The sequence below is a fragment of the Bacteroides sp. 1001136B_160425_E2 genome (assembly GCF_015559655.1).
In the GTDB taxonomy this organism is placed as follows: Bacteria; Bacteroidota; Bacteroidia; order Bacteroidales; family Bacteroidaceae; genus Bacteroides; species Bacteroides luhongzhouii.
Map to the genome: position 1 here is coordinate 1 of NZ_JADMQH010000062.1, position 1,071 is coordinate 1,071.

A 1,071-nucleotide genomic window follows, 5' to 3' on the forward strand; every position below is an offset into this window, starting at 1 on the left:
ATGTCCGGGAGAACCGGGAAAAGTACGGTATCAAATTCCTTTCCGGCTTTTCTCCAGTACTGGCAGAAAAGGTATCAATTAGATGCAATCCTTTTGCTGATGGGCGATAGTTCCTGAATGGTGTCGGTATCATTTCTTTTATGATGCAGCCGTTTTCCTGTATTCAGATATAGAGAGAAACGACACAAAGAACTTTAGGGAAAAGAAATAGTAGTGCTATCTTTATCACTAAAATTATATATATCAATATTATATATACATATATTATTTGATTGACATCAACTTACGCCAAGTAACATTCAATTTATCTTGCATAATCACATACTCTGCCATTTTCTTTTCTACCTCATTAAGAACCTCTTGATTAACTTCTTCCTTATGAATATTTACATACCTAGCCAATTGATTTATATTATTTCCTATACGTTTCATTTCCAAACAAATTTCATCCATTGAACGAATAAATTCTTTAGGGTCAATAAGACCAACTCCTTTCCTAAAGACTCTCTGCCTAAAATAATCTGACATACATTTATTAGATTTAGAAGCTTTAGTTAGTTCTTCATATTCTAAATTTGTCAGACGAACTTTCACTATTCTATCTCTTTTATTTGCTTTCATACTATGATATTAAATAATATATGCCCCCAAGTTGCGAGGGGGCTAAACTCCTGATTTATCAGGCAAGATTTGGTTTTTGTGGACACAAAAACACATCTTGCTATTAATTTCTACAAACGCAAATATATAAATTCCTAAACACCCTGCCAAACAAAAGGGAAAAGAATACTATAAGATTATTTTTTGGTATCATAATAATGTTCTTTTTTCGTCCATGTCCGGGAGAACCGGGAAAAGTACGGTATCAAATACTTTCCCGGTTTCTCTCCAGTACTGGCAGAAAAGGTATCAATTAGATGCAATCCTTTTGCTGATGGGCGATAGTTCCTGAATGGTGTCGGTATCGTTTCTTTTATGATGCAGCCGTTTTCCTGTATTCAGATATAGAGAGAAACGACACAAAGAACTTTAGGGAAAAGAAGATTCTTCGTGTTGCTCTTTCTGGAAGTG

1 protein-coding gene is annotated in these 1,071 nt (G+C 34.5%); it reads right to left on the reverse strand.

What is annotated here, in order from left to right; all coding sequences use genetic code 11:
• Positions 1-264: 264 nt before the first annotated feature.
• Positions 265-621 carry a plasmid mobilization protein gene (locus I2I04_RS23115; RefSeq protein ID WP_008675863.1) on the reverse strand — a complete coding sequence of 119 codons (357 nt, stop codon included), beginning with the start codon at positions 619-621 and terminating at the stop codon, positions 265-267.
• Positions 622-1,071: the final 450 nt, after the last annotated feature.